Below are 22,500 nucleotides of genomic sequence, written 5' to 3'. Positions count from 1 at the left end.
CGCCGTGATTAAAAATGTGGCAGCGCTCAGCGGCTGCCATGATTTTGCCGCAAGGCTGACATTTCACCTTTTATCTCAACCCGTTAGGTGATCACGTGAGATTTCGCATCGTCGTCATCTTTTGTTCGCTAAACGGGAACGGAAGGGATAGACGGGCATTGTTTTGCGACGCGTTAACCGATACGTGTCAAGAAATGGTGCGGTGCACAATAAATGTTTTGGCGGAGTAGCTGAAGTGTCCCTTCTGCAAATCTACTGGCGAGCGCTCGGTTATTTGGCAGCTGACAGGAAACGCGTAGCGCTGATCTGCTCAGCCAATGTCGCGCTGGCCATCATCGCCATCCTGGAGCCGATCATGTTCGGTCGCGTGATCGACGCGATTTCCGCACACGGCTCCGTCTTTTCGACCCTCGCCCTCTGGGCCGGCCTGGGCGCCTTTAACATCATCGCGTTCGTTCTTGTGGCGCGCGGCGCCGACCGCTTCGCCCACGCCCGGCGCAGCGAAGTGCTCTGCGACTCCTTCGAGCGCGTCATCACCATGCCGCTCGCCTGGCATCATCAGCGCGGCACGTCCAATTCCCTGCACACGCTGCTGCGTGCCGTGGAGACCTTGTTTAGTCTCTGGCTCGAATTCATGCGCCAGCATCTGTCCACGGCCGTCGCGTTGTTCCTGCTGATCCCGACCGCGCTCAGCATGGACGTGCGCATGTCGATGGTGCTGCTGGCTCTCGGCGTGCTCTATGTCGGCATCGGCCGGCTGGTGATGAAGCGGACCAAGGCAGGCCAGGCCGCCGTGGAGCGCCACTATCACACCGTATTCGCCCATGTGACGGACTCGGTCAGCAACGTCGCCGTTTTGCAGAGCTACAACCGCCTCGGCCATGAGGCCGATACGCTGCGCCGCTACGTCAAGAACCTGCTCGATGCGCAGAACCCTGTGCTCGACTGGTGGGCCATGGCCAATGCGCTGCATCGTCTGTCGTCGACGATTTCGATGATGGTGGTGCTTTTGATCGGCGCCTATCTGGTCACCCACGGCCAGCTGCGCATCGGCGACGTCATCGCCTTCACCGGTTTTGCAACGCTGCTGATCGCACGTCTCGACCAGATGTCGGCATTCGCCAACCAGATTTCGGAAGCCCGCGCCAAGCTCGAGGATTTCTACCATCTCGAGGACTCGGCGGCCGACGCCGCCGAACCGGACGGGCTGCGCGATCTCACTAACGTCACCGGCCATGTCCGCTTCGAGAATGTCGGCTTCGAATTCGCCAATTCGGGGCAGGGCATCCACGACGTCTCCTTCGAGGTCCAGGCGGGCCAGACCGTAGCCATCGTTGGGCCGACCGGCGCCGGCAAGACCACGCTCATCAATCTGTTGCAGCGCGTCTTCTCGCCGTCCACCGGCCGTATCCTGATCGACGGCATCGACACCCGCACCGTGACCCGCAAGTCGCTGCGCCATTCGATCGCCACCGTGTTCCAGGATGCAGGCCTGCTCAACCGCTCGATCGAGGACAACATCCGCGTCGGCCGCTCCGATGCGACCAACGACGAGATCCATGCCGCCGCCAACGCGGCTGCCGCACAGGACTTCATCCTGGCCAAGAGCAATGGCTACGACACGGTAGTCGGCGAACGCGGCGGCCAGTTGTCTGGCGGCGAGCGCCAGCGCATCGCCATTGCCCGCGCCGTGTTGAAGGATGCTCCGATCCTGGTGCTGGATGAGGCGACCAGCGCCCTCGACGTCGAGACAGAAGACCGCGTCAAGGAAGCGATCGACGAATTGCGCCGCGACCGCACCACCTTCATCATCGCCCACCGCCTGACTACCGTCCGCGACGCCGATCTGGTCGTGTTCATGGACAAGGGCAGGGTGGTCGAAATGGGTGGCTTCGCCGAGCTGTCGCTGCGCAACGGCCGTTTCGCCAGCCTGCTGCGCGCCGGCGGCCTGCTCAACGACGAAGAGGTCCGCCGCCTCAGCCGCTCGATACAGGGCGAGGCCGCCTGAGCGGGTTCTTTTACCTCCCCCCGTGGGAGGTCGGACCGAAGGTCCGGTCGGGGAGCGCCGCCGTCCTCACCCCGCTGCTTCGCAGCAACCCCCCAAGGGGAGGTGACAAGGCCTGCTACACTCCCTCGATTGCCCCAGACGCATAGCCGGGCTATTTAAAGCGGCATGAGCGACAGCACTTCACGCCTGAGCGGCTGGACCGATCTTGCCAACCCGACACGGTTCGTGGCGCTTGCCGACCGGGTGGTGCCGTGGCTGGCGACGATTGCGGCGCTGACCCTTGCCGCCGGGCTCTATATGAGCTTCACCGCGCCCGAGGACTTCCAGCAAGGAATCACCGTCCGCATCATGTACATCCATGTGCCTTTCGCCTGGTTGGCCATGATGTGCTACACGCTGATGGCGCTCTCGGCGCTCGGCACATTGGTCTGGCGCCATCCGCTGGCCGATGTCGCACTGAAATCGGCGGCCCCCATAGGTGCCGTCTTCACCGCGCTGGCGCTGGTCACCGGTTCGATCTGGGGCAAGCCGATGTGGGGCACCTGGTGGGTGTGGGACGCGCGGCTGACTTCGGTTTTCGTGCTGTTCCTGATGTATCTCGGCATCATCGCGCTGACCCGCGCGCTCGATGATGCCGGCCGCGCCGCCTGGGCCGCCGCCATCATCACGCTGGTCGGCTTCATCAACATACCGATCATAAAATTCTCGGTCGATTGGTGGAACACGCTGCATCAGCCGGCCTCGGTGTTCCGCATGGGCGGATCGACCATCGACCCCTCGATGCTCTGGCCGCTGCTGGTGATGGCCATCGGCTTCACGGTGCTGTTCTTCGCGTTGCACCTGATGGCGATGCGTACCGAAATCCACCGGCGGCGGGTGATTGCGATGCGCAGGGTCGCGGCCCGGCAGGCTGAGCGTCAGCCGGCTTGAATCACCCGCGCCTGGCCAAAGAAGTCATCCCATCCGCCCACGTGCGGCCACCGGCAGGGTTTCCAGCACCGTCTCGCCGTCGATCAAATTGACCTCATTGAACAGGTTGGTGACGACGCAGCAATGGTCGGGCACCACGCGCACGCGCTCGCCGATGCGAAGCTTGCCATCGCCTGACAAAGTGACCGTGCCGTGTTCCTCGCTCAGGCTGGTCACCCGTGCTCCCGCAACGCCGAGCAACTCGCCGAAATCGGCGAGCCCCAGCGTGTCGCTCGACAGCGCCTTGCTGCCGGCGTCGAGAATGGCACGCGTCCGCGTCGGATGGCTGACCACGGTCGACAGCACGCTCAGCGCGCAATCGTCGAGGCTGCCGACGCCCTTGGCGACCTGGTAGCGGTCGAGATAGATGTAGGTGCCGGGGCGGTATTCCGTGACGACGCTGTCTTCGCCCGAGCGCCACATGTCGGGCGTACCGCCGCTGGAGATTCGCGCGCAGGCGAGACCGCAGGCGGCCAGCGCCTGCCTGGCGCCGGCGAGCCAGGCCTCGGCCTCCCCCGCACGGCCCGCGGCCGGATAGGTCATCAACCCGCCGAAGGCGAGGCCCTTTGCCGTCTCGATCTGTCTTGCCAGGCCAACCGCTTCAGCGGCCGTCTGCACGCCGCAGCGCCCCATGCCAGTGTCGCATTCGACCAGCACCGGCAGGGGAAGGCAAGCATCGGTGAAGGTGGCGGCCAAGCCTTCGATCGTCTCCATGCTGTCCGCCGTCACCGACAGGGTGACGCGCCCATGCAGCGCCTTCAGCCGCTCCAGCTTGGCGCGGCCAAGGATGTTGTAAGGGAGAAAAATGTCGGTCAGCCCGGCATCGGCCATCACCTCGGCCTCGCCGATCTTCTGGCAGGTGATGCCGACCGCGCCCGCGGCGACCTGCTTCTTCGCCCAATAGGGCAGCTTATGCGTCTTGATGTGCGGCCTGAGCTTCAACCCGTGGCGGTCGGCATGCGCTTGCGCGCGGGCAATATTGGCTTCGGCGCGCGCTGCGTCGATCAGGATCGATGGCGTATCGAGGTCGTGAATGGTCGGCATCATCTGTCACCCTGTGGAATCCGCAGCGGTTATGGCCTTGAAACCGCCTTATGTCACGCGGCCAGCCGAGCGGACCCGTGGTTCCATGCGGCCACGCCGCAAGCCGGGGCGGGCAATACGGATCGACACCGCATCGGCGTTCGGCTATGCGACTTATCGGAAAAGTCGACACGAGGACCACGATCATGAAACGCTCCGCCATCAACGACATCATCCGCGAAGCCGACGCTTTCATCCGATCGTTCGGCTACATCATGCCGCCCTTCGCCTACTGGTCGCCGGAAGAGATGAAGGCGCGCCAGATCGATTCTTCGGCCATTTTCACCTCGCGGCTCGGCTGGGACATCACTGACTACGGCCAGGAAAAATTCAAGGAGCTTGGCCTGTTCCTGTTCACAGTGCGCAACGGCCGCTACGAGGACATGAAGAAGGGCATGGGCATGCTCTATGCCGAGAAGATCATGATCTCGCGCAAGGACCAGCTGTCGCCGATGCACCGCCACAACATCAAGGCCGAGGACATCATCAACCGTGGCGGCGGCAAGCTGGTGCTGGAACTGTTCATGCACGATCGCGACGGCGGCATCGATCCCAAGGCCGAGGTGTCGGTGCCTGTCGACGGAACCATCCATCGGTTGCCGGCGGGCGGGCTGCTGAAGCTCGATCCGGGCCAGAGCGTCACGCTGCTGCCCGGCGTCTGGCATGCCTTCTGGGCCGAAGGCAAGGACGTGCTGATCGGCGAGGTGTCGACCGTCAATGACGATCTCACCGACAATGTGTTTCGCGAGCCGATCGGCCGCTTCTCCAACATCGACGAGGACGTCGCCCCGCTGCACCTGCTGGTGTCCGACTATGAGAAGTGGCTGGGGTAAATCAGCCGTGAATTGAGGCACCGGGCGGCTGACGGTCAAGGCCGGCAGCGCCTCAATGTGGCAGCAGCCAAGTGAAAGTGAGTCCCCCGGTTGCCTCTACGGCGATCCCTGGTCGATCGATCCCACCGCTTCGCCGGTGAAGATGACCTTCGTGCCCTCGTGCACTTCGGAGGCGAGGTCTTCGGCGTCCCAATTGGTCAGCCTGATGCAGCCATGCGAGAAGGTTTTCCCGATCTTGCTCGGGTCCGGAGTCCCGTGAATGCCGTAACTTTCGATGGACAAATCAATCCACACCGATCCCACCGGATTGTTTGGCCCGGCGGCGATCGTGAAGGGGCGCTTGGTCCTGACCCCCTTGAAGGCGAAGTCGGGATCGTAGTGATAGGTCGGGTTGTGCACCACGCGTTTGACCTCTGCCTGGCCGCTCGGCGCCGGCTTCTCCTGGCTGCCGATCGAGGCGGGGTACACTGCAAGCACTTTGCCGGAAGTGTCGAGCACGCGAAGCTGGCGAGCGCCCTTGTCAACCTCGACCTCAGCAACACCCGCGGGCGGATCGCCTCGGGTGACGGCAGGCACCAGCACCTTTTGCCCGGCCTTCCTGAAGCCGACGCCAGGGTTGAGCCGTTGAAGCAACTGTTGGCTGACGTGGAAGCGCTCCGCTATTTTTTCCGCCGCGTTGTGGTAGCCGAGCCTGCGCAGGCGGGCCATTTTCTCCATGCGCGCCGGAATTCGCCTGGTAAACGGTCCGCGCACATCCTTGCGCGTCAGCTCGTACGTCTCGAGCGCCGGGCTCGGGGAGGTCGCGACCAGCTTGTCCCAGGTCTGGCGGGTGAGCTTACCATCGGCGGGCAGCCCGTTGGCCGCCTGAAACGCCCGGACCGCCTTGGCGAAGTTCTCTGCTGCGCGGCCGTCGATCAGGCCCGGCGAGAAGCGCGCGCGATCCAGAAGGATCTGTGCCTTCAGCACGGTCGCACTGACGCCTTTTGCTTCGCTGTCGTCGAATTGCGTGTTGTTGACGGTTGCGACGTCCAGCTTTGCCGCCGCCGATACGTCACATGCCATGGCGAGCACGACAGCCGCGACGAGAAGGAGCCTGGTCATCGACGTCACACTCCTGCATGAGCACCTGCTTCTATGACGTTGCAGGGCCGATCTGGTTCCATTCCCCCTGCATTTGAGCCGCGATCACCGACCGCCAGTATGAGGAATACGGATCGGGACGTCCGGCAGTCGCGCGGATGCATGTGATGATAGACTTAACGGGAAGAACTCGGCGCCGGCTGCACGCTCGTCCTGCACACAGGCATGACGAGCTGATTGGTACATCCGTCTTGGCCAACCTTGCTTGCAGCGCCGGCAACGCCTCGCTCTCGCCGCGCCGTGTCAGGCATTCCAGCAGCCCGTGCAGCGCCTATGACAAAGCCGGGCTCACCCGCATCGGTGCCGAACGCCCTTAACTGCCAGGCCTGCCCTTGTTTTGTTTGCGCGCATAGACGACGCATGCGTCGACGGCGCTGACACACAGCCCATCGCGGCGGTTTGGAAGGTTGTTGTCGCCCGCATAGGCGACCTCCGCCACACGGCCATCGACGATGCGCACCTGTGTGTTGCAATAACCGCCCGGAGCGACATTCACCGAACCGCCGACGGAAGGGATAGGGCCCACCGCGAAGGTGGGAAGCACGACATTGACATTGCCCCGCTGCACCGCGCGCTCGTAACTCCAGATTTGCCCCGATGCTCCTTCGTCGGCGGTGGCGGTGGGGAACCCCGCGCACATTCGCAGATCCGCTTCGCTGAGACCGACCATTTCCTTTTGGGCGGCTGCCGTCGTGGGATCCTCTTTCGCAAGCTTGGACGTATCGTCGGGAACGACGCAGGACCAGAGCGCGACCGTGCCGGTGAGAAGAAACAGAATAGCCGGTAGTCGAATCCCGCGAGACGCCAAAACCGCTCTCCGATCTGCTGGATTGTTCGCCCGCCCTTCACCGAGGTAAGAGGCCGTCCCGATATTTCAACCCGCGATCGGGCTGCCTGTTCGATCGCGAGACGGCGGATCAGGCTGGTTGGTCTGGTGCGGACGGTGGGAGTGAAGCTGGCTGGGGAACCTGGATTCGAACCAGGACTAACGGAGTCAGAGTCCGTGGGTCTACCGTTAACCTATTCCCCAGCAGGCGAGGTCATAAACCGCGCGGGCCGAGCGGGCGAACCGCTGTGAGCGCTGCCTTGTAGCCGCCAGCAGAAAATAGTCAAGCCTGCCGGTGTTTCAATTGTGATGTTTCGGCGCGGCTTTTCAATTGCCTGTCCGCCCGAACTGCGAGCGCTCGAAATAGAGCACGATGCCCAGGCCCAGAAACAGCGGGACGATGAGATAAAACAGCCGGAATACCAGCAGGGCCGCCAGCACGCCCACGGGGTCCATGTCGGAGAGCCCGGCCAGGAACACCACCTCGAACACGCCCAGCCCACCCGGCGCGTGCGAGATCTGCGCGATCGAGAAGGAGACGAGGAACACGCCGAGCACCACGAAATAGCCGGGGTTATGGGTCCCGGGGAGGGCAAAGAAGATGATCGCGGCTGCCGCCAGGAGTTCGATCGGGCCGATCAGTAATTGTCGCGCCACGATCGGCAGGGCCGGATAGTGAATCTGAAAGCTGCCGATCTTCAGCGGCCGCAGATGCAGCCAGCTGCCGAAGATATAGGCGGCGACGACGGCAAGCATGACGATGCCCGCAGCCCGCGACAGGCCGTGATGGGCTATGCCGGAGAAGCGGTCGATGATCTGCGGTTCGAGCACCAGAACGAGGCCGGAGGCAAGTACCGTCGACAGCACGAAGGTAATCCAGCAGATCGCCACCAGCACGCCGACGTCCTGTCCGCTCAATCCCCTCGTGCCATAGGCGCGATAACGGATGACGGCGCCCGAAAACACCGAGCCGCCGATATTGTGCGACAGCGCGTAGGTGGTGAAGGAGCACAGCGTGACGAACAGCCACGACACGCGTTTGCCGATATGCAGGAGCGCGATGTGGTCGTAGCCGGCGAGCGAGGCGTAGGCGACAACCGAGCTCAGCCCCGCGAGGATCCAGCCGCGGGCCGGGATCGCCGCAATACCGTCCCAGACATCATCCAGCGAAATGCCGCGCAATTCGTGCCAGAGCAGCAGGAGCGAGAAAATCACCGCCCCGACGCCGACGACCGGCCAGAAATAGCGTCTCCAGTTCATTGCCTGACTGCCATGCGTTGCGGGCCCGTTGCCTTCGCTGTCATTGCGGGAAAGCGGTCGGCGATTCCGATCGCTTTGCCCCGTCTATTTCAGAGATGCCTCATCGAAGCCGGCTATTCAACCGCCGGCCCTTGCCGCCATGGCAAGCCGCAATCGTTATCGTCGTCGAGAGGCGGAAAATCGACAGCCGAGCGGGAATATCGGCCCGGCCATGCGACCGTCTCCGCATGCATTTGTGCTGAAAGTCGCTGTTTACCCCCACTTTGCGTAAGACGCGGCAGCAGGCGGTTTGCGGACAGCCGGCAAAATTCGTGCCATGCGGCACTTGGTGATCCGGGCCGGCGCTGCTAGTCTGGCGGCAACTTGAAACAAAGAAGCGCCTGCTGCGTCCGTTCGCCGGTTCGCGCGGCGCCGGAAGGAACGACAGTGGAAGACCGCGACACCGGCGCCGGCGCGCCGGAGGTGGGCGCGTCCAGCGCTTCCCCGGGGCCGGCAGGCCCGGGGACCGCCAAATGGCAGCAACGCCGCCCGACGGAGCCACGCTCCGCCGACGGGCAGGCGAGCGACGCGAACCACCATCAAAAGGGCAAGGCCAAGAAAAGGCGCAAACGCCGGCGCGGGCGCAAGGTTTTTGCGCGCGACGATATCCGTCCCGCGGCGAACGGGGCGCCGACGGCACGCGCCGCCGCGGCTGGCGCGGCGCTTGCAGGCATAGCCACACCGCCCATCGCGGTGGCTCGGCCCGAATCGGGGGCTCATCGGCCGCCGATGCCAGAATTGCCGGTCTTCGCCGCGCTCGATCTCGGCACCAACAATTGCCGGCTGCTGGTCGCCGTGCCGGCGCGTCATGGCCAGTTTCGCGTCATCGACGCCTTTTCGCGCATCGTGCGACTGGGCGAGGGGCTCACGGCCAGCGGCCGCCTCGGCCAACCGGCGATGGACCGCGCGGTCGAGGCCCTGAAAGTCTGCGGCGAGAAACTGCGCAACCGCAAAATCAGAAAGGCGCGGCTGATCGCCACCGAGGCCTGCCGCTCGGCGGCGAACGGGGTCGAATTCCTGGAGCGCGTCGAGCGCGAGGCTGGCCTCAAGCTCGAAATCATCGACCGACAGACCGAAGCCCGGCTCGCGGTGTCCGGCTGCGGTTCGCTGGTCGAGCGCGACACGCAGGGCGTCGTGCTGTTCGACATCGGCGGCGGCTCCTCCGAGATCGCGCTGATCGATCTCACCGGCCGCCGCTCGCCGCGGCTCGCCAACCATATAGTGTCATGGACGTCGTTGCCGGTCGGCGTCGTCTCGCTGGCCGAGCGTTTCGGCGGCCGCACGGTGACGCGCGAGATTTTTGGCGCCATGGTCGACGACGTCGCCGCCCGGCTCGCCGCCTTCGATGGCCGCGATCGGCTTAGCCACCTCAAGGCCAGCCCGAAATTTCATCTGCTGGGCACTTCCGGAACGGTGACGACGCTTGCCGGCGTCCATCTCGATCTCGAGCGCTACGACCGCCGCCGCGTCGACGGCCTGTGGATGGACAGGGACAGCGTCGACCGCATGGTGGAAAAACTTGTCGGCTGGGATTTCCAGCAGCGTGTCGCCAATCCCTGCATCGGCGCGGACCGCGCCGACCTGGTGCTGGCCGGCTGCGCCATCCTGGAAGCGATCCGCGCCGTGTGGCCGTCGGAGCGGCTGCGCGTTGCCGACCGTGGCTTGCGCGAGGGCATATTGAGCGAGCTGATGGCCGATGACGGCGTCTGGCGCAACGATGGGCGCGGCAGAACATGATCCCGAACCGCAGAACCGCGTCAGCTAAAAGTGGCGACCGGTTTTCGCGGACAAACGGCTCCGTTTGTCCAGAAGTCACGCTCGGGCAAGCTGGCGCAAGCGTTGCTCCGGTGAGCAGTCGACCCCCACTCCGTCGAGCTTCGCTCGACACCTCTCCCCCGATCGACGGGGGAGAGGAATGGCGCGAGCTAGCCAATCTTGGCGCCCTTCCTCTCCCTCCGGAGGGGGGAGAGGTGGCGCTGCGAAGCAGCGACGGAGTGGGGGAAGCCGTTTGCCAAACGCGCTGCCGCCGAAAAGCGGCCACAACCCGGCAAGCGAGAAAACTTGGACAAGAAGTCAACCAATGACCAAGAAACCGGAAAAGCCGGGCTCAGCCGGCATTCGCGTGCTGAAGACGCGGATCAAGAAGAAAAGCGGGCTGAAGGAATCGTCGCGCCGCTGGCTGCAGCGCCACATCAACGATCCCTACGTCCAGCGCTCCAAGGCTGACGGCTACCGCTCGCGCGCGGCCTACAAGCTGATCGAGATCGACGACAAGCACCATCTGCTGAAACCCGGCATGAAGGTGATCGACCTTGGTGCGGCCCCCGGCGGCTGGTGCCAGGTCGCGGCCGCGCGGACCAAATCGACCGCGGAAAATCCGCATGTCGTAGGCATCGACTATCTGGAGATGGACGCGGTGCCCGGCGCGCCGGTGCTGTTGATGGATTTCCTCGATCCCGAGGCGCCGCGGAAGCTGGCCGAGGCGCTTGGCGGCGATCCCGATGTCGTGCTGTCCGACATGGCGGCGCCCACCACCGGCCACAAGCGGACCGACCACATCCGCACCATGCATCTGTGCGAGGTGGCCGCCGATTTCGCGCTGTCGGTGCTGAAGCCGGGCGGCCACTTCCTGGCCAAGACGTTCCAGGGCGGCGCCGAAAACGAGCTGCTCTCGATGCTGAAGAAGAATTTCCGGTCCGTCCACCACGTCAAGCCGCCTGCGTCGCGCGATGAGTCGGTGGAGCTGTATCTACTGGCGAAGGATTTCAAAGGGCGAGAATCCGGTCCGCCATCAGGCGGATCGGAACGTCCAGTGGATGTCTCGAAGAACTTGAGCGCACGGAGCCATGGCGAAGGGCCGGCGGACGGCGACGGCTGAACCGTCTCACTCCCCCGGCGACCTCACCGGTTCCAGCGGCTTGGGCATGGTCAGGCGGCCGTGGCCCGATACGGCGTTGCCGGCATCGGGCGCCAGCCGCATGAACGACAGCGATGCGGCGGCGGAAATTGCCGCGACGATGAAGAAGGCGGTATGGAAGTCCGGCAATGTCAACGGGCCGCCGTGGATACCCGTCGATACTTCCAGGATGCCGCCGGCAACCGCCACGCCCAGCGCGATCGACAGTTGCTGGAACACGGCGGCGATCGGTGTTGCCTTGCTTGTGTCCTCGGCTGAAACCTCGGCGTAGGCGAGGGCGTTGATGCCGGTAAAGAACATCGAGCGGATGAAGCCGCCCACCAGCAGCATGGCCAGCATCAAGAGATAGGGCGTATCGGGCGTGAACAGGCCGTTGACGGCGATCGACGCGGCGGCCACCAGCGAGCCGACGATCAGCACGCGACGAAAGCCGACGACGCGGAAGATCAGCGCTGTGACGAATTTCATGCCGATGGCGCCGATCGCGGAGACGAAGGTAATCATGCCGGACTGGAACGGCGTCAGCCCGAAACCGATCTGGAACATCAGCGGCAGCAGGAACGGCACGGCGCCGATGCCGATGCGGAAAAGTCCGCCGCCAAGCACGGAGGAGCGGAATACCTGGTTGCGGAACAAGTCGAGCGCCAGCAGGGGGTTCCTGGCACGGCGCGCATGCATGAGGTAGAGAGCGCCCGACACCAGCCCGACGCCCACGGTGATGAAGCCGGTCGCCGGCGGCAGATAGGGCAAGCTGATCACTGACAGGCCGAACACGACGCCGGACGCCGCCAGCCCGCTCAGCACGAAGCCGACGAAATCGAGCGGCGGCGTCTCCATCGATTCGGTTTCCGGCAGGAAGCGGGTGGCCAGCCAGATGCCGATCAGGCCGATCGGCACATTGATCAGGAAGATCCAGTGCCAGGTGAAGTAGGTGGTGATGAAGCCGCCGATCGGCGGTCCGACCAGCGGGCCCACCAATGCCGGCACGGTCAGCCAGGACATCGCCGCGACAAGTTCGCTCTTGGGCGTGGCGCGCACCAGCACCAGGCGCCCGACCGGCGTCATCATGGCGCCGCCTATGCCTTGCAGGAAGCGCGACACCACGAAGGCCGGCAGCGAGCCCGAAACGGCGCAGGCGACCGAACCGACGATGAACACCGCGATCGCGGCGCGGAAAACGTTCTTGGCGCCGAAGCGATCCGCCATCCAGCCGCTGATGGGAATGAAGATCGCCAGCGACACAAGATAGGAGGTCAACGCCAGCTTGAGCGCGATCGGGCTGGTGTGGATGTCGAGGGCGATCGCCGGCAGCGATGTGGCGATGACGGTCGAATCCATGTTTTCCATGAAAAGAGCGACCGCCAATATGAGCGGAATGGTTCGGTTCAAAGGAACGCGTCCGGGCTTGATTCCAGATGTTGCCGACCGGGAGTTTGCCGGCAGGCAGGGCGGTTATCACGGCTGGACACCAATGTCGTGTTAAATTGCTGTCACTTTTATGCGACCGCAACCTCCGGTGGCGGCTGCGATACGCGATTGCTTGCAAAAAGCGGACACTATCCCTATTGTAGTGAAAATAACTACAGGACGTTATGATCATGGAAGAGGCCGTTTCGGCAGCCGATGCCAATCGCAGATTTTCTCGCATCCTGCGTGAGGTACGCGAGGGCCAGAGCTACCTCGTGACAAGCCATGGTCGGCCGGTGGCACGGATCGTGCCTGCGGAGAGGCACGAGGGTGTGGCCTCCCGCTCGCGCGCGGCATTGCTGTCGCGACTCGAACGGCAGCCGGTTGCCGATGCAGGACGCTGGACCCGCGATGAGCTCTACGAGGATGACCTGTGAGGGTCGCGCTCGACACCAACATTCTTGCCTACGCAGAGGGCGTTAACAACGTAGCCAAACGCGACCACGTTCTCGAACTGCTGCGCAAGGTTCCACAAGACGCTGCCATTGTTCCGGTCCAGGTGCTGGGTGAACTGTTCAAGGTCCTTGTCCGCGAGGCTGGAAGGTCGCCCAAGGAGGCTCGGGATGCGCTGCTTAGCTGGCGCGACGCGTTCCCGGTTGCCGGGACGACGCCGGAGGTGATGACGATGGCTGTCGATCTTGCGGCGGACCATCGCTTCGGCATCTGGGATGCCGTCATTCTTTCGGCTGCATCCCAAACGGGTTGCCGGCTGCTTCTGTCGGAAGACCTGCAGGACGGCTTCACCTGGGGCGGTGTAACCGTCGTCAACCCCTTTGCATCGCCGCGTCACGCTTTGCTGGATGCTTTCCTTGGTTCGCAATAGAAGCTGAAGCGTCCGCAACGATCGGCTTTTCTTCCGTGCCGGGACGTGGTACCAGCCACCGCCAATCCTGAAAGGGAAGAAGAGAGTCGCGCTGTCCATCCCGGTCCAGCGCTTTTCCCGCATTCAAAGGGCTGGCCATGGCAAAAATCATCGAAACGTCCACCGGCGCGCTGGCGCTGACCTTTGACGACGTGCTTTTGCAGCCCGGCCATTCCGAAGTCATGCCCGGCCAGACCGACATCCGCACCCGGATTGCCGGCGACATCGACCTCAACGTGCCGATCCTGTCGGCGGCCATGGATACCGTCACGGAGGCAAGGCTTGCCATCGCCATGGCGCAGGCCGGCGGCATCGGCGTCATCCACCGCAATTTCTCGCCGGCCGAGCAGGCCGAGCAGGTGCGGCAGGTGAAGAAATTCGAATCCGGCATGGTGGTCAACCCGGTCACCATCGGTCCCGACGCGACGCTGGCCGACGCGTTGTCGCTGATGCGCACCTACTCGATCTCGGGTATTCCGGTGGTCGAGAATGGCGGCTCCGGCGGCCACAAGAGCGGCCGGCTGGTCGGCATCCTGACCAATCGCGACGTGCGCTTCGCCTCCGATCCGGCGCAGAAGGTCTACGAATTGATGACCCGTGAGAACCTGATCACGGTCAAGGAGAATGTCGACCAGGACGAGGCCAAGCGGCTTCTGCATCAGCACCGCATCGAAAAGCTCGTCGTCGTCGACAAGCAGGGCAATTGCGTGGGGCTGATCACCGTCAAGGACATCGAGAAATCGCAGCTCAACCCGCACGCCACCAAGGACGCGCAGGGGCGTCTGCGCGCCGCGGCCGCCACCAGCGTCGGCGACGACGGTTTCGAGCGCGCCGAGCGCCTGATCGAGGCGGGCGTCGACCTTCTGGTCATCGACACCGCGCATGGCCATTCGCAGCGTGTCCTCGATGCCGTCACGCGGGCGAAAAAACTCTCCAATTCGGTGCGCATCCTGGCCGGCAACGTCGCCACCGCCGAGGGCACCCAGGCGCTGATCGATGCCGGCGCCGATGCCGTCAAGGTCGGCATCGGCCCCGGCTCCATCTGCACCACCCGCATCGTCGCCGGCGTCGGCGTGCCGCAGCTGTCGGCCATCATGTCGGCGGTGGAAACTGCGCACAAATCGGGCGCCTCGGTGATCGCCGATGGCGGCATCAAATATTCCGGCGATCTGGCCAAGGCGCTTGCCGCCGGCGCCAGTGCCGCCATGATCGGCTCGCTGCTTGCCGGCACCGACGAAAGCCCGGGCGAGGTCTATCTGCACCAGGGCCGCTCCTTCAAGGCCTATCGCGGCATGGGTTCGGTCGGCGCCATGGCGCGCGGCTCGGCCGACCGATACTTCCAGGCGGAGGTTCGCGACACGCTGAAACTGGTGCCGGAAGGCATCGAGGGGCAGGTCCCCTACAAAGGACCTGTGTCTGGCGTGCTGCACCAGCTTGCAGGCGGCCTGAAAGCCGCTATGGGTTATGTTGGTGGCCGCGACCTTGCCGATTTCCGCGAACGCGCCACCTTTGTGCGCATATCCAACGCCGGACTTCGTGAAAGCCACGCCCATGACGTCACGATCACCCGCGAAAGCCCCAACTATCCCGGCGGAGCCTGATCGGCCCGACCAGTACACGTTCTGGCGCAATCTGGCCGCGACCATCTTGCGGCTATCGCGCCACGCTGCCGCCCTTTGCACCGCATCGGTGGCGGTTTTCATCGCCATGACGCTCATGGAGTTCTTCTATTTCCGCCAGTTGAGTGGCGATTTGCCGTCGCTCGACATGCGCGTTTTTGGCTTCACGCCGGATGAAGGCATGGCCTGGCTGACGGCGCTCGGCCGGCGCGGCGGCGAGATCATCCTGGTCTGGCACTATCTGACCTTCGATCTTCTGTTCCCCGCGCTGTTGTCGGTGACGCTGGTCAGCCTGATCCTGGCAACGGGAAGGCGGTTGAGGAATTTCCGCGTGCTTCCGGGCCAGATGCAATCGATCTTCGCACTGATCCTGGTGCTGCCCTACACGATCGCCAACTACGCCCAGAACATCGCCGTGGCCCGCCTTCTGTCGGATTTCCTGTCGGCCAATCCCGATTCCCTGGGTCTCGCCTCGGCGCTGATCGTCACCAAATTCGCGCTGCTCGCAATTCCGGTGATCGTCATCGCCGTCTTCTGGCTGGCGGGTCAGAAACAGAATTGATCTGACCCGGCACCGGGCGGGGAGGGTTCATGAACCAGACATCGATTTTCTGGCCTGTTCTGGCGCACGTGTTGCTGGTCTACATCGTCTATGGCGCCATGGCCCGGCGCAGGTATGTCGCCATCCAATCGGGCGAAGCCAAAGTCAGCCAGTACAAGGCGCGCTCGACCGAGCCGGCCTCCTGCGTGACAGTTGCCAGCAACCTCAGCAACCAGTTCGAACTGCCGGTGCTTTTCTATGTGCTGTGCCTGATGTTGCACCTGACCAACGGCGTCAACTATCTGACCTTGGCCCTGATGTGGATCTTTGTCGCGACCCGCTATTTTCATGCCTGGGTTCACCTGACCAGCAACAATCTGCTCCTGCGCAGCCGGTCTTTCTCCCTGGGGGCAGTGATTCTTTTGCTGGGCTGGATCTGGCTCGCGCTGCACCTGCTCCGGGTGGTTTGAGCAGTACTCCCCTTCGTTGGGGCGCTCCGCCTACAAATCGAACACCGCTATTTTGCGCTTGTCGAACTTGATGCCGATCTCGCCGCGCACCAGCTTCAGCGCCGCCTCGCCGAAAACGGCGCGGCGCCAGCCCTGCAGCGCCGGCACGTCGGCGGCTTCGCCTTCGGCAGCGATGCGGTCGATGTCGTCGCTGGAAGCCAGGACCTTCGATGCGACGCCTTGCTTTTCGGCCACGATCCTGAGCAGCACCTTCAACAGCTCCGCGGCGGCGCTCGATCCCTCGGGCGGCTGAAAACTCTTTGGCAGCTTCGGCAATTGCTCCTTGGGCAGAGCTAGTGCGGTGTTGACCGCGCCAAGCAGCGCCGCCGCGGTCGAGGAGCGCTCCCAGCCCTTCGGTATCGTGCGCAGCTTGGCCAGCGCGGCCGCGTCGCGCGGCGCCTGCTGCGCCACCTCGTAGATGGCGTCGTCCTTGAGCACGCGGCCGCGGGGTACGTCGCGTTCGCGCGCCTCGCGCTCGCGCCATGCCGCCACGGCCTGCACGATCGCCAGCTCCTGCGGCTTGCGCAGCCGCATCTTCAGCCGCTTCCAGGCATCCTCGGGGTGCGGATCGTAGGTTTCGCGCGAGGTCAGGACGTCCATCTCCTCGTTCAGCCAGTGGGCGCGGTTCTCCCGCTCCAGTTCGGCGCTGAGATGCTGGTAGACCTCGATAAGATGGGTGACGTCGGCAAGCGCATAGTCGAGCTGCTTTTCGGACAGCGGCCGGTGGCGCCAGTCGGTGAAGCGCGAGGACTTGTCGAGCCGCGCGCCGGTGACGCGCTGCACGAGCTGATCGTAGGAAACGCTGTCGCCGAACCCGCAGACCATCGCCGCAACCTGGGTATCGAACACCGGATGGGGAACGAGATCGCCCAGATGGACGATGATTTCGATGTCCTGCCGCGCGGCATGGAAGACTTTGACGACAGCTTCGTTGGCCATCAGCCTGAAAAACGGCTTCAGGTCGATGTCTGGCGACAGCGGATCGATCAGCGCCGTTATTCCGGGCGCCGCCATCTGGATCAGGCACAGGATCGGCCAGAAGGTCGTTTCCCGGATGAATTCGGTGTCGACGGTGACGAAATCCGATTTTTCGAAAGCGGCGAGAACGGTCTCGAGTTCTTTTTGGGTGGTGATGACGTGCATCAAATCGCTTTTGGCAGGAGTAGGGTCTTCCTAGATTTCAGCCGGGAAGGCTTTCGTCAAGCGTTGGCGCTCGCATCACGGCCCGTCCGGCCCGTCCGGATCGCCGTTTCTTCTCGCCAGCCGGGCGAAAACCGTCGAGGTGCGCAACAGCGCGGTGAAGCGGCTGCGCTTGCCAGCCGGCACGCCCGATCGTGCCCGCATCCGATAGAGGATGACGGTGATGAAGATTGCATAGACCAGCGCGCTGAACACGAACAGCGCGCTTGGGCCAAAATACTGCATCGCCGTCGATGCGGCGAAAGGGCCGCCAATGGCGCCGAAGGAATAAAACAGCATCAAGGCGGCGTTGATCAGAACGAACTCGCCCGCGCCGGCGCGGTCGTTGGAGTGCGCCGCCGACAGCGAGTAGAGCGGCATGGCGAAACAGCCGAAGATGAAGATGATGAGGAAGTTGAGAAACGGGTCGGCTCCCGCCACGAACGCAAGCGCCAGCGCTGCCAGCATGGCGCAGCATGTCGTCGCCAGCAGCACCGAGCGCCGGTCCCAGCGATCGGAGAGATAGCCTAGCGGGTATTGGATGAGTGCGCCGCCGAAGATACCGACGCTGACGAAGGTGACGACATCGGCGACAGACATGCCGATCTGCTCGGCATAGACCGGCGACAGCGTGCGGAACGCGCTGTTGGTCACGCCGACGGCGATGCAGCCGAAACAGCCGAGCGGCGAGATGCGCCAGACCCGCGCCAGGTCGAGCTTGACGTCTTCCGGCGGCGTCGGGTTGGAGCGATCGCCCAGCGATACCGGCACCAGCGACAGCGTGATCATCATCGATATGATGGCGAATATGGCGAAGCCGCCCGCTCCGAAGATCGGGATGAGGAACTGCGCGCCGGTGACCGAGCCGATGTCGACCATGCGGTAGATGGCAAGCACGCGGGCGCGGTCCTTGTTGCTGACCCCGGAGTTGAGCCAGGCCTCCATCACCGTGAACAGGCCGGCGAAGCAGAAACCGCCGGCAAAACGCACCGCGCACCACATCACCGGGTCGATGACCAGAACCAGGAGCAATGTGCCGGCCGAGGCGGCCGCGGCCAGCGCCGAGAAGGTCCTGACATGGCCGACCGCCTTCAGGATGCGGGTGACGGCCAGGCAGCCGAGCAGGAAGCCGGCGAAATAGAACGTGCCCATCAGGCCGATGTCGGAAGCCGAAAAACCTTCCTGCGCGCCGCGCAGCGCGATCAGCGTGCTTTGCAGCCCATTGCCGCCGAGCAGGATGCCTGCGGCGATGAGGAGCGGGATCAGCGGACGGATGGAGGACATTAAGAGGCGATCACATGTCTGTGATCCCTTCTTGAACCATCGCTTCCGTCAATACCAGCGGCAATTCCCCGCGCCAACAGGATGTGTCCGCCTTTCCGTTCAAGGAAGTCGGCGCCTGCCTCCTCGACGTCCCACGGCGAACCGCCCGGCTGCTCCCGACGCGATGGCTATTCCCGCGAGGACAGCGATGAGCCCGACAATTAGGTTTGCATTGATTTGCTCACCGAGAAAGACGGCGCCGAAGATCGATGCCGTCACGGGGTTCACGGCAACTGAAACGGCAACCAGCGTTGGCGGCGCACGTTCAAGTGCGAACGCCCAGAGGAAGAAGATCAGGGCGCCGCAAATTACGGCCAGGTATCCGCTGGCAACCCATTGCGACGCCTCAAGCGCGGCAAGTCGCGTCAGGCCTCCAGTCAAAGTCGACAGCGCCAACAGGCAGGCCGTGCCGACGGCCATGCCAAACGCGGCGAATGATGTCGGCGCGCAGCGGGTGAGAAAAGGTCGCGACCAGACATTGTAGAGCGCCATGCAGAATGCCGCCGCGATCATCAGGAGGTCTCCGCGCCAGGCGCCCTGGGGAGCTGTCGTCAGGCTGCTGCCAAGCGCGACAGCCACTCCGGCCATCGCGACCAGGACGCCGACGATCTTGCGCGTCGTCGGCGGTTCGATCCCTAGAACCGCGCCTGCGAGCATTGTGAGCACAGGCAGCGTCGAAAGCGCCAGAGCTCCTCGCGCCGCCGTCGTGTAGACAAGGGCTCCGTTGAAGAGCACCGGGAATAGGCCGAAGAACAGCAGGCCCAATGCGGCGGCGCCCGGCCAATCGCTTTTCGCAGGCCACTTGTCCCGCCGCAGAAGCGCTAGGGCGGCGAGCACTAGAAAACCACCCCCGAACCGGATCGCGCCGATGGTGAGCGGATCCAGCGAACGCGCGAGATAGCGCGTTGCACCGACAGCGGTGCCGCCAAAGGCGCTGGAGAGAATCGCCGCGAGCACGCCTCCAGTTTCCATCGCTTCCCCTCTGCCAGTTCGGAGTCCAGCGGTATCGGGCAAACCGGGTAAAAGGAATCGAATAAATGCAATGAGCTTGATAAGCTTGCGCAATGAGCAGTCGGAGTCTCGATCCGGAATTGTTGCGGACTTTCGTCGTCGTTGCCGAGCGGCTCTCTTTCACGCGAGCCGCCGAGCAGCTCAATCGAACGCAAGCCACCGTCAGCTTGCAGGTGAAGCGCCTTGAAGAGCGCCTTGACATTTCGCTGTTCCGTCGATCGACGGCCCATGTCGAGCTTACGGCCGCCGGCGAGGGGTTTCTGATCGACGCACGCCGCATTCTTGCACTTAACGAGCAGGCGATTGCCCGTGTCTCCAACCAACGGGTAGCGGGACGCATCCGGATAGGCGTCATGGAGGACTACGGCACCAAGATCCTGCCACGCCTCCTCGCCGATATCGCCGTGCGGTTTCCGCTCATGCAGGTCGAAATGGAGATCGGCCTCACGGCGCGGCTGCTGAAACGGCTCGGCTCATCATTTGACGCGGTCATCGCCATGCATCCGGAAGGTGTGGCCGAGGGCGATCTGATATGCCGCGAAAGAGCGATATGGGCGGCGGCGAGGACCCACTCTGTCGAAGAACTCGATCCGCTGCCCGTCGCGTTGTCGGACCCCGATTGCTTGTTTCGCGCATGGGCGATTGACGCGCTCGACAGAGCGGGCCGGCCGTGGCGACTGGCCTATGTCAGCCCGAGCCTTGCCGCGACGGAGGCGATCGTCGAGCAGGGCCTTGCGGTTACCGTGGTCAAGGGCAGCATGCTCGCGCCCGGCCTGCGCGATGTCCATCCTGGCCCTTATGTGCCGCCGCTGCCCGGGGCGGAGATCCGCCTTCATCGGGCCACAACGTCTTCCGCAAGCGCCGCATTGGTCGTCGATCACCTCGCGCATCGCCTGCGGTTGTCAAGCCTTGGTTCATAGGGCGACCTGCGCGCCGGCGAATGCTCCGAAAGAACCCGTCAACCCGGGTTCGTTGCCCTGGCCCTCCGCCCACTCGCCTTGACAAACCGGGCCTCCCATGCGCTTTTCGCGCAAATTTTTCAGGCCGGGCCGCGATGCTTCGGCCGGCAACCCAACATCCCGGACTTTTGCCCATGACAATGCACCGTTACCGCAGCCATACCTGTGCCCAGTTGAGAAAGAGCGACGTCGGCGCTTCCGTTCGCCTGTCGGGCTGGGTGCATCGCGTGCGCGACCATGGCGGCCTGCTGTTCATCGACCTGCGCGACCACTATGGCATGACCCAAATCGTCGCCGATCCCGATTCGCCGGCCTTCAAGATCGCCGAAACAGTGCGCGGCGAATGGGTGATCCGCGTCGACGGCGAGGTCAAGGCGCGCCTGCCTGAAACCACCAATGCCAACCTGCCGACCGGCGAGATCGAGATTTTCGCGCGCGAGATCGAAGTGCTTTCGGCGGCCAAGGAATTGCCGCTGCCGGTCTTCGGCGAGCCGGACTATCCCGAGGACATCAGGCTGAAATACCGCTTCCTCGACCTGCGCCGCGAGACGCTGCACAGGAACATCGTGGCGCGCACGAAGATCATCGCCGAGATGCGCAAGCGCATGGGCGAGGTCGGCTTCACCGAATTCTCGACGCCGATCCTCACAGCATCGTCGCCCGAAGGCGCGCGCGACTTCCTGGTGCCGTCGCGCATTCACCCCGGCACTTTCTATGCGCTGCCGCAGGCGCCGCAGCAATACAAGCAGCTGATCATGGTCTCGGGTTTCGATCGTTATTTCCAGATCGCGCCCTGCTTCCGCGACGAGGATCCGCGCGCCGACCGCCTGCCCGGCGAATTCTACCAGCTCGACCTCGAAATGAGCTTTGTCGAGCAGGATGACGTGCTTTCCACCATGGCGCCGGTGATGACATCGGTCTTCGAGGCCTTTGCCAACGGCAAGCCCGTCACGAAGGACTGGCCGCGCATTCCCTATGATGTTGCGATGCGCAAATACGGTACCGACAAGCCGGATCTGCGCAACCCGATCGAGATGCAGGCGGTCTCCGACCATTTTCGTGATTCCGGCTTCAAGGTCTTCGCCAACATCCTGGCCAACGATCCCAAGGCCGAGGTCTGGGCCATTCCGGCCAAGACCGGGGGCAGCCGTGCCTTCTGCGACCGCATGAACAGCTGGGCGCAAGGCGAGGGGCAGCCCGGATTGGGCTACATCTTCTGGCGCAAGGAAGGCGAGAAACTCGAAGGCGCGGGTCCGCTTGCCAAGAACATCGGCGAGGAGCGCACCGAGGCGATCCGCCTTCAGCTGGGCCTTGCCGATGGCGATGCCGCCTTCTTCGTCGCCGGCGATCCCAAGAAATTCGTCTCCTTCGCGGGTGCTGCGCGCACCCGCGCCGGCGAGGAACTGAACCTGGTCGACCGCGACCGTTTCGAGCTGTGCTGGATCGTCGACTTTCCGTTCTTCGAGTGGAACGAGGACGAGAAGAAGATCGATTTCGCCCACAATCCGTTTTCGATGCCGCAGGGCGGCATCGACGCCCTCAACAACCAGGAGCCGCTCGGCATCAAGGCATTCCAGTACGACGCCGTGTGCAACGGCTTCGAGATTGCCTCGGGCGGCATCCGCAACCATTTGCCCGAAACCATGGTCAGGGCCTTCGAGATGGTCGGACTGGATCGCCAGACCGTCGAGGAGCGCTTTGGCGGCCTTTACCGTGCGTTTCAGTACGGCGCCCCGCCGCACGGCGGAGCGGCATTCGGCATCGACCGCGTCGTGATGTTGCTGGTGGGCGCCAAGAACCTGCGCGAGATCACCATGTTCCCGATGAACCAGCAGGCTTACGACCTGTTGATGAATGCGCCGTCGGAAGCCACGCCGCAGCAGCTTCGCGACTTGTCGCTGCGTGTCGCACCGATCAAGAAAGAGGCATGATGGCGCTTCGGACGGCGCTTTAAA

20 protein-coding genes and 1 tRNA gene are annotated in these 22,500 nt (G+C 63.9%); 12 read left to right on the top strand and 9 right to left on the bottom strand.

Annotation, left to right across the window (positions count from 1 at the left end; translation table 11 throughout):
• Positions 1–235 precede the first annotated feature (235 nt).
• Both FJ946_RS00655 and FJ946_RS00650 read left to right on the top strand, forming a co-directional pair.
• A complete protein-coding gene (locus FJ946_RS00655; protein ID WP_140494133.1) occupies positions 236–2,008 on the top strand; it encodes a glucan ABC transporter ATP-binding protein/ permease in 1,773 nt (590 codons plus the stop codon).
• Between the two features lie 165 nt (positions 2,009–2,173).
• Positions 2,174–2,938 (top strand): heme ABC transporter permease, encoded by a 765-nt coding sequence (locus tag FJ946_RS00650; protein ID WP_140521733.1) that lies wholly within the window; start codon positions 2,174–2,176, stop codon positions 2,936–2,938.
• A gap of 24 nt (positions 2,939–2,962) precedes the next feature.
• Here FJ946_RS00650 and FJ946_RS00645 read toward each other — a convergent pair whose 3' ends face one another.
• On the bottom strand, positions 2,963–4,021 hold the full coding sequence (locus FJ946_RS00645; protein ID WP_181167581.1) for a D-TA family PLP-dependent enzyme: 1,059 nt from the start codon (positions 4,019–4,021) through the stop codon (positions 2,963–2,965).
• A gap of 185 nt (positions 4,022–4,206) precedes the next feature.
• On the opposite strand from FJ946_RS00645, the gene FJ946_RS00640 reads away from it, so the two are divergent.
• Entirely contained in the window at positions 4,207–4,893 is a 687-nt protein-coding gene (locus FJ946_RS00640; RefSeq protein ID WP_140515633.1) for a D-lyxose/D-mannose family sugar isomerase, read from the top strand.
• 96 nt (positions 4,894–4,989) lie between these two features.
• Here the strand turns inward: FJ946_RS00640 and FJ946_RS00635 are convergent, their stop codons facing one another.
• From FJ946_RS00635 to FJ946_RS00620, 4 genes are all read right to left on the bottom strand, one after another.
• Positions 4,990–5,994: a L,D-transpeptidase gene (locus tag FJ946_RS00635; protein ID WP_140565268.1), complete on the bottom strand. Its 1,005-nt coding sequence runs from the start codon at positions 5,992–5,994 to the stop codon at positions 4,990–4,992.
• A gap of 352 nt (positions 5,995–6,346) precedes the next feature.
• Positions 6,347–6,841, bottom strand: a complete 495-nt coding sequence (locus tag FJ946_RS00630) for a hypothetical protein (RefSeq protein WP_246673005.1) — start codon at positions 6,839–6,841, stop codon at positions 6,347–6,349.
• A 148-nt stretch (positions 6,842–6,989) separates the two neighbouring features.
• Positions 6,990–7,063: transfer RNA gene (locus tag FJ946_RS00625), tRNA-Gln, on the bottom strand.
• A gap of 123 nt (positions 7,064–7,186) precedes the next feature.
• Positions 7,187–8,119: a lysylphosphatidylglycerol synthase domain-containing protein gene (locus FJ946_RS00620; protein WP_140494126.1), complete on the bottom strand. Its 933-nt coding sequence runs from the start codon at positions 8,117–8,119 to the stop codon at positions 7,187–7,189.
• Positions 8,120–8,545: 426 nt separating this feature from the next.
• On the opposite strand from FJ946_RS00620, the gene FJ946_RS00615 reads away from it, so the two are divergent.
• Together FJ946_RS00615 and FJ946_RS00605 are read left to right on the top strand one after the other, a co-directional pair.
• Positions 8,546–9,895 (top strand): Ppx/GppA phosphatase family protein, encoded by a 1,350-nt coding sequence (locus tag FJ946_RS00615; protein ID WP_140494124.1) that lies wholly within the window; start codon positions 8,546–8,548, stop codon positions 9,893–9,895.
• Positions 9,896–10,238: 343 nt separating this feature from the next.
• Positions 10,239–11,036, top strand: a complete 798-nt coding sequence (locus FJ946_RS00605; RefSeq protein ID WP_140494122.1) for an RlmE family RNA methyltransferase — start codon at positions 10,239–10,241, stop codon at positions 11,034–11,036.
• A gap of 6 nt (positions 11,037–11,042) precedes the next feature.
• Here FJ946_RS00605 and FJ946_RS00600 read toward each other — a convergent pair whose 3' ends face one another.
• On the bottom strand, positions 11,043–12,464 hold the full coding sequence (locus FJ946_RS00600; RefSeq protein WP_140494120.1) for an MFS transporter: 1,422 nt from the start codon (positions 12,462–12,464) through the stop codon (positions 11,043–11,045).
• Between the two features lie 209 nt (positions 12,465–12,673).
• On the opposite strand from FJ946_RS00600, the gene FJ946_RS00595 reads away from it, so the two are divergent.
• The 5 genes from FJ946_RS00595 (at position 12,674) to FJ946_RS00575 (ending at position 16,034) form a co-directional block, all read left to right on the top strand.
• On the top strand, positions 12,674–12,919 hold the full coding sequence (locus FJ946_RS00595) for a type II toxin-antitoxin system prevent-host-death family antitoxin (RefSeq protein ID WP_140494118.1): 246 nt from the start codon (positions 12,674–12,676) through the stop codon (positions 12,917–12,919).
• Positions 12,916–13,365: a PIN domain-containing protein gene (locus tag FJ946_RS00590; RefSeq protein WP_140494116.1), complete on the top strand. Its 450-nt coding sequence runs from the start codon at positions 12,916–12,918 to the stop codon at positions 13,363–13,365. Before FJ946_RS00595 ends, FJ946_RS00590 begins: the two co-directional genes overlap by 4 nt.
• 137 nt (positions 13,366–13,502) lie before the next feature.
• Positions 13,503–15,005 (top strand): IMP dehydrogenase, encoded by a 1,503-nt coding sequence (guaB, locus tag FJ946_RS00585; RefSeq protein WP_140494114.1) that lies wholly within the window; start codon positions 13,503–13,505, stop codon positions 15,003–15,005.
• Positions 14,956–15,585 (top strand): hypothetical protein, encoded by a 630-nt coding sequence (locus tag FJ946_RS00580; protein ID WP_140565167.1) that lies wholly within the window; start codon positions 14,956–14,958, stop codon positions 15,583–15,585. Before guaB ends, FJ946_RS00580 begins: the two co-directional genes overlap by 50 nt.
• A 29-nt stretch (positions 15,586–15,614) precedes the next feature.
• On the top strand, positions 15,615–16,034 hold the full coding sequence (locus FJ946_RS00575) for an MAPEG family protein (RefSeq protein ID WP_140494110.1): 420 nt from the start codon (positions 15,615–15,617) through the stop codon (positions 16,032–16,034).
• A gap of 30 nt (positions 16,035–16,064) precedes the next feature.
• Here the strand turns inward: FJ946_RS00575 and rnd are convergent, their stop codons facing one another.
• The 3 genes from rnd to FJ946_RS00560 all read right to left on the bottom strand — a co-directional run bounded on the left by rnd (position 16,065) and on the right by FJ946_RS00560 (position 19,640).
• On the bottom strand, positions 16,065–17,216 hold the full coding sequence (rnd, locus tag FJ946_RS00570) for a ribonuclease D (RefSeq protein WP_140565168.1): 1,152 nt from the start codon (positions 17,214–17,216) through the stop codon (positions 16,065–16,067).
• A 75-nt stretch (positions 17,217–17,291) separates the two neighbouring features.
• Complete coding sequence (locus tag FJ946_RS00565; RefSeq protein ID WP_140565170.1) at positions 17,292–18,536, bottom strand: MFS transporter; 1,245 nt, start codon at positions 18,534–18,536, stop codon at positions 17,292–17,294.
• Positions 18,537–18,635: 99 nt separating this feature from the next.
• Positions 18,636–19,640: a DMT family transporter gene (locus FJ946_RS00560; RefSeq protein WP_348640493.1), complete on the bottom strand. Its 1,005-nt coding sequence runs from the start codon at positions 19,638–19,640 to the stop codon at positions 18,636–18,638.
• Between FJ946_RS00560 and FJ946_RS00555 the strand changes: the two genes are divergently transcribed.
• Together FJ946_RS00555 and aspS are read left to right on the top strand one after the other, a co-directional pair.
• Entirely contained in the window at positions 19,640–20,506 is an 867-nt protein-coding gene (locus FJ946_RS00555; RefSeq protein WP_140557030.1) for a LysR family transcriptional regulator, read from the top strand. The two genes, FJ946_RS00560 and FJ946_RS00555, sit on opposite strands and share 1 nt — an antisense overlap.
• A gap of 179 nt (positions 20,507–20,685) precedes the next feature.
• Positions 20,686–22,476, top strand: a complete 1,791-nt coding sequence (gene aspS, locus FJ946_RS00550; RefSeq protein ID WP_181167583.1) for an aspartate--tRNA ligase — start codon at positions 20,686–20,688, stop codon at positions 22,474–22,476.
• The last annotated feature ends 24 nt before the right edge of the window (positions 22,477–22,500 follow it).

Origin of the sequence: Mesorhizobium sp. B2-4-7 (assembly GCF_006442685.1) — a bacterium.
GTDB lineage: Bacteria > Pseudomonadota > Alphaproteobacteria > Rhizobiales > Rhizobiaceae > Mesorhizobium.
The sequence above is the reverse complement of the archived record's forward strand: the minus strand, read 5'-3'. Positions and strand labels throughout refer to the sequence as shown.

Bases quoted from the DNA above. Each gene is read 5' to 3' on its own strand.
- FJ946_RS00650 (WP_140521733.1), top strand. From the start codon at position 2,174: ATGAGCGACAGCACTTCACGCCTGAGCGGCTGGACCGATCTTGCCAAC.
- FJ946_RS00645 (WP_181167581.1), bottom strand. From the start codon at position 4,021: ATGCCGACCATTCACGACCTCGATACGCCATCGATCCTGATCGACGCA.
- FJ946_RS00640 (WP_140515633.1), top strand. From the start codon at position 4,207: ATGAAACGCTCCGCCATCAACGACATCATCCGCGAAGCCGACGCTTTC.
- FJ946_RS00635 (WP_140565268.1), bottom strand. From the start codon at position 5,994: ATGACCAGGCTCCTTCTCGTCGCGGCTGTCGTGCTCGCCATGGCATGT.
- FJ946_RS00620 (WP_140494126.1), bottom strand. From the start codon at position 8,119: ATGAACTGGAGACGCTATTTCTGGCCGGTCGTCGGCGTCGGGGCGGTG.
- FJ946_RS00605 (WP_140494122.1), top strand. From the start codon at position 10,239: ATGACCAAGAAACCGGAAAAGCCGGGCTCAGCCGGCATTCGCGTGCTG.
- FJ946_RS00595 (WP_140494118.1), top strand. From the start codon at position 12,674: ATGGAAGAGGCCGTTTCGGCAGCCGATGCCAATCGCAGATTTTCTCGC.
- guaB (WP_140494114.1), top strand. From the start codon at position 13,503: ATGGCAAAAATCATCGAAACGTCCACCGGCGCGCTGGCGCTGACCTTT.
- FJ946_RS00580 (WP_140565167.1), top strand. From the start codon at position 14,956: ATGACGTCACGATCACCCGCGAAAGCCCCAACTATCCCGGCGGAGCCT.
- FJ946_RS00575 (WP_140494110.1), top strand. From the start codon at position 15,615: ATGAACCAGACATCGATTTTCTGGCCTGTTCTGGCGCACGTGTTGCTG.
- rnd (WP_140565168.1), bottom strand. From the start codon at position 17,216: ATGCACGTCATCACCACCCAAAAAGAACTCGAGACCGTTCTCGCCGCT.
- FJ946_RS00565 (WP_140565170.1), bottom strand. From the start codon at position 18,536: ATGTCCTCCATCCGTCCGCTGATCCCGCTCCTCATCGCCGCAGGCATC.
- FJ946_RS00555 (WP_140557030.1), top strand. From the start codon at position 19,640: ATGAGCAGTCGGAGTCTCGATCCGGAATTGTTGCGGACTTTCGTCGTC.
- aspS (WP_181167583.1), top strand. From the start codon at position 20,686: ATGCACCGTTACCGCAGCCATACCTGTGCCCAGTTGAGAAAGAGCGAC.